The sequence below is a fragment of the Bordetella petrii genome (assembly GCF_020991325.1).
GTDB lineage: Bacteria > Pseudomonadota > Gammaproteobacteria > Burkholderiales > Burkholderiaceae_B > Bordetella_A > Bordetella_A petrii_E.
On record NZ_JAJMLX010000343.1, the window covers coordinates 1 to 4,297 of the forward strand.

At 65.8% G+C, this 4,297-nt stretch carries 5 protein-coding genes and 1 pseudogene; 3 read left to right on the plus strand and 3 right to left on the minus strand.

Annotated elements, in window-relative coordinates; translation table 11 throughout:
* Nucleotides 1-281 (plus strand): DUF1264 domain-containing protein (locus LPZ50_RS22440; protein ID WP_230665045.1); only part of this gene is annotated, 281 nt, incomplete at its 5' end.
* Between the two features lie 273 nt (nt 282-554).
* On the opposite strand, the pseudogene gshA reads toward LPZ50_RS22440, so the two are convergent.
* Nucleotides 555-1,838, minus strand: a pseudogene (gene gshA, locus LPZ50_RS22445) (glutamate--cysteine ligase); the annotation flags it as partial.
* 163 nt (nt 1,839-2,001) lie between these two features.
* Here gshA and LPZ50_RS22450 point away from each other — a divergent pair.
* Entirely contained in the window at nt 2,002-2,538 is a 537-nt protein-coding gene (locus tag LPZ50_RS22450; protein WP_230665049.1) for a hypothetical protein, read from the plus strand.
* Here the strand turns inward: LPZ50_RS22450 and LPZ50_RS22455 are convergent.
* Complete coding sequence (locus LPZ50_RS22455; RefSeq protein WP_230665046.1) at nt 2,528-2,743, minus strand: helix-turn-helix domain-containing protein; 216 nt, start codon at nt 2,741-2,743, stop codon at nt 2,528-2,530. The genes LPZ50_RS22450 and LPZ50_RS22455 overlap by 11 nt on opposite strands.
* Nucleotides 2,744-2,885: 142 nt before the next feature.
* Complete coding sequence (locus LPZ50_RS22460) at nt 2,886-3,758, minus strand: LysR family transcriptional regulator (RefSeq protein ID WP_230665047.1); 873 nt, start codon at nt 3,756-3,758, stop codon at nt 2,886-2,888.
* Nucleotides 3,759-3,876: 118 nt separating this feature from the next.
* Between LPZ50_RS22460 and LPZ50_RS22465 the strand changes: the two genes are divergently transcribed.
* Nucleotides 3,877-4,297: 2Fe-2S iron-sulfur cluster-binding protein (locus LPZ50_RS22465; protein WP_230665048.1), on the plus strand; the 421-nt coding region annotated here is incomplete at its 3' end.

Consider the following 4,297-nt stretch of genomic DNA (forward strand, 5'->3'; position numbering starts at 1 on the left):
CCGACCAACAAAAGGACCTGCCGCTCGGCGTGCCCCAACTCATGATGGGCATCACTGCCGATGGGCAAGCGGAGCCGGCCATGGTGGCTGACAGAGACCGGCGCCTGGGCGTCGACAGACAGGAAAGACGAAAGAACCGCGAGGCCATCGACGCACCGGCCATCGCAGCGGGGGCGGACGCGTGGCAGAAGGGCCGCGCCGTTCAGGTCACCGACCCGACAGGGCAGCAGCATGTGCATGCCCACGGCGCGCGCCCGGCCGTTCCACCTGCCAGCCGTTGAAGCAGGGCATGGCGACCCGGAACCCTCTTTTGGAAAGGATGACCCCATGACCGAGCCTCTGACCTCAACGGATCCCGACGATACAACCCGTGCGGTTCCAGCATCTGGCAAACATGCGAAAGAGGGCGCGTCGAACCGCGAACCTGTGAAGGAGGCGACACTCGACTCGGTGGCGGGGGAAGAGGATCCCGGGGCCTCGCTCGACTTGGTCATGCCTCCTCCCCCGGGCTCAGCCGGCAGCCCAGGGAAGAAGGGTGGCTGAACGCGGCCTCAGGCCGACGCGGGCGCAGGCTGGCCGGACAGCGAAGCGTACAGCGCGGCGTAGGGGGCGATGTGGTCCAGCAGTTCATGGCCCCAGGCGGGCAGCGCGACGGAAGTGCCATCGCGGTCGAGCTGCAGGCCGGGCTTGCGGCCTTCCGTGACCACCACCGCGAAGTTGTCGGCGCTGCGCTGGCAATAGCCGTTTTCCGAGAAGTACGGGCTGTCGGACGCCGCACAGAACAGCAGGAAGGCGTCCATGAAGCGTGCCGTGTCGGGCGCGATGCCGATGGGCTGCTGGGGGTCGATATCGAGGCACCGCACCTCTACGTACTGCACGCCGCGTTCCGCCAGCGCGGTGACGGGGCGTTCGCCGCGGCCCGTGGCGCGCTTGGGGCGGATGCTGGAGTAGTACTCGTTTTCGATCTGCAGCACGTTGGTGTTGAGCTGGATCCATTCGCCGTTGCGGTGGGTGCCTATGGCCTGGTATTCGGGCCAGGGCTGGGTTACCGCGCCGTACAGGCGGCCCAGGAAGGTGTCCAGGTCGTTGTAGCAAAGCTTCAGTTGGGCCTGCGCCTTGTTGTTCTGATAGCCCAGGTCGCTCATGCGCAGGCTGGTGGCGTAGGGCAGGTACAGCGTATCGGCATCCAGGGCCTGCAATGGATGCGCGCGGTCGCCCATGAAATGGCGCGACAGGGCGGGCGCGGCGCCGAACAGGTACATCAGCAGCCAGGAATAGCGCGTGAAATTGCGGATCAGGCCGATGTACCCGCGCGAGCGGCGTTCTTGTTCGCTGGCGGCGGCGGGGTCCAGCACTTCCCAGAGCGCGTCGGGCAGCGAAAAGTTGTAGTGCAGGCCGGCGATGCATTGCATGGCCTTGCCGTAGCGTTCGGCCAGGCCGCGCCGGTATACGTGCTTGAGCATGCCGCTGTTGGACGTGCCGTACCAGGCGATGGGGATGTCGGGCTCGGCCGGCAGGATGGCCGGCATGGACTGGTTCCAGATGGTTTCGCCTTCGAGCACGCTGTAGACGAAGCGGTGGGTGTTTTCCAGTTCGGCCAGCAGGGATCCCACCTGGTCGTGGGTGCCGGTAATGAGTTCGAGCAGGGCTTCGGAATAATCCGTGGTGACGTGTTCGTTGGTCAGGGCGGAGCCCAGGCCGGCGGGGTGGGCGGTCAGGGCCAGGTTGCCGCGCGCGTCGACGCGCAGGCCTTCTTTTTCGATGCCGCGCAGAATCTGGGCGAGCAGGGCGGAATGGGCCTTTAGGCGGGCCAAGCGGCTGTCAGCGGTATCGGTCACGGTCATATGGATATTCTGGGATTGAGGGCGGATTTTACGGGTTACGGGCAATTCTTGCCGAGGGAGCCTGTGTTGCAAGCAGGGGCAATTGACAGGCCGCACACTCCGCGTGGATAGGCGACAATCGGGCTTCGCCGTTGTCTGCGCCGGAGACCGCAACACCATGATTCCCAAGCTGTTTCACCCGTTGCCCGCACGCGCGGCGCGTCTGGCGTGCGTGGCGCTGCTGCTGGCGGCCTGTTCGCCCAGTTACAACTGGCGCGAACTGGACGTGGCCGACGGGCACGTGCACGCTGCGTTTCCGGCCCGCGTGCAAACGGAAACGCGCGACCTCGCCCTGGGCGGGCAGTCGTTGCGTTTCACGCTGGATGTGGCGCAAGTGGATGGCGCCATGTTCGCCGTGGGCCATGCGCCCCTGCCGCCCGAAATAGCGCGCGACCCGGCCGCGCGCGACGCCCTGGGGCGCGCCTTGATGGAATCGCTGTATGCCAACCTGGGCATGCCGGCACCGCAGCCCCTGCCCGGCTATGGGGACGAGATCGAAGTGCGTGGCAAGGTGGGGCAGAAAGCGGGCTGGTTGATGGCACGCGTATGGGTAACCGATACGATGCTGATTGACGCCGTGGCGGCGGGAAGCCAGCAGACCCTGCCACGGGAACGCGCGCAGGAATTCGTGCGCGCGGTGAAGCTCAAGCCGTGAAGGCGGGCAGCAGCCCCTGCCGCAGCGCCAGGGCCACGGCGGCCCTGCGGTTGTAGACGCCCAGCTTGCTGCAGGCGTTGCCGATGTGGAAATTGACCGTGCGTTCACTGACGCCCAGGATGACGGCGGTTTCCCAACTGGTTTTGCCCAGAGCGGACCAATGCAGGCAATCGCGTTCGCGGTTGGAAAGGGTTTTGTCTTGCATGGCGCCTTGCTGAAATGGAAATGGCGAGGGCGATTGTCTCTGCGCGCGCGCAAGCGTGCCGGCACGCGTGGCGTGGTGCCGGGTTTATCCGACTTGTCCGAAAACGATGCAATCCGCGCAGCGGGGCAAGGGCCCGGCGCCTTCAGGAGCTGCTTTGCGCGAACATGCCGCGCAGCGTGCGCGTGATGGCCTGCTTGCCGTGGCGGCGGCGTTCCAGCATGCCGACGCGGCGCAGCATGGCGGGCCCGGGCAGCGGCTTGACCGCCAGTTGCTTGCTGGCGCGCCAATTGGCGTTGGCCAGCAGCGGTACCACGGCCACGCCGTAATCCTGGCGCACCAGTTCGGCGATGGCTTCGATGGAATTCAGTTCCAGGATGATATCGGGCGCAACACCCAGCCGCGCCAGCGCTTCGGTAATCAGCCGCCCTGTCCAGAGCGAGCGGTCGAACTGCAGAAAGGGTTCGGTGGCCAGCAGCGTCGCCACTGCTTTGCGCCGCAGCCGCGCGGCGGCGATCAGCACCAGGGGTTCCTGGTACAGCGGTGTCCATACCAGGCCCGGGCCGGCGCCGTGCGGCGGTTCGGTAACGACCGCGGCATCGAGTTCGCCACTGGCCACACGTGCCGCGAAGTCGGCCGACTGGCCGGCCAGCAGGGTAATGTGCAGGGCGGGGTAGTCGCGCTTGATGTGGGCCAGCACCGTGCCGAAGGTGCCCATCAGCGACGACACCAGCGTGCCGATGCGTAAATCGCCGCGCAGCGTGTCGCCGCTTTCGGACAGCAACTGTTCATAGCGGGCCACCAGGTCTTCCAGTTCGGCCAGGATCTGCCGGCCATGCGGCGTAGGCACCGCGGCCTGCGCGCGGCGTTCGAACAACTGCGCGTCCAGCTCGCTTTCCAGGTTCTTGATCTGCAGGCTGACAGCGGCCTGCGTCAACCCCACCTGGCGGCCGGCCGCCACGAAACTGCCCAATCGGGCCGCGGCCAGCGCGGTGCGGAACTGACGGATGGATGGCATGGCGGGCTTGCACTATGAATATAAAAAAACTTGGTCTGTTCAAAATAATTAATAGTTTTACTTCTGTCAAAGCGCGCGGCACTATGAAAACCCGGATTTTTCGAGATCACAGGGCCGTATGCCACAGCAAGAAACATTTTCAGGTGTGCTGCATGTCAGTGTCTGGCGCGGCGGCGAGCAGGGCGGTTTCCAGCCGTTCCAGGTGCCGCGTCGCGACAACCAGACCGTACTGGACGTGGCCACGTACATTCAGCGGCACCTGGATCCCGGCTTGTCGTACCGCTATGCATGCCGCGTGGGCATGTGCGGGTCCTGCGCCATGACGGTCAATGGCGTGGCGCGCTGGACCTGCCGTACGCATGTCTCGCGCGTGGCGCGCCAGGGCCGCATCGAACTGGCACCCTTGTCGAACTTGCCCATCGTGAAAGACCTGGTGACCGATATGGCGCCATTCTTCGACAAAAGGGCGAAGCCGGCGGGCTGGTGGCCAGCGGCGCCATCGCGCCCGGGGGCAGTCTGCCCGTCAATACGAATGGCGG

Bases quoted from the DNA above. Each gene is read 5' to 3' on its own strand.
- LPZ50_RS22455 (WP_230665046.1), bottom strand. From the start codon at position 2,743: ATGCAAGACAAAACCCTTTCCAACCGCGAACGCGATTGCCTGCATTGG.
- LPZ50_RS22460 (WP_230665047.1), bottom strand. From the start codon at position 3,758: ATGCCATCCATCCGTCAGTTCCGCACCGCGCTGGCCGCGGCCCGATTG.
- LPZ50_RS22450 (WP_230665049.1), top strand. From the start codon at position 2,002: ATGATTCCCAAGCTGTTTCACCCGTTGCCCGCACGCGCGGCGCGTCTG.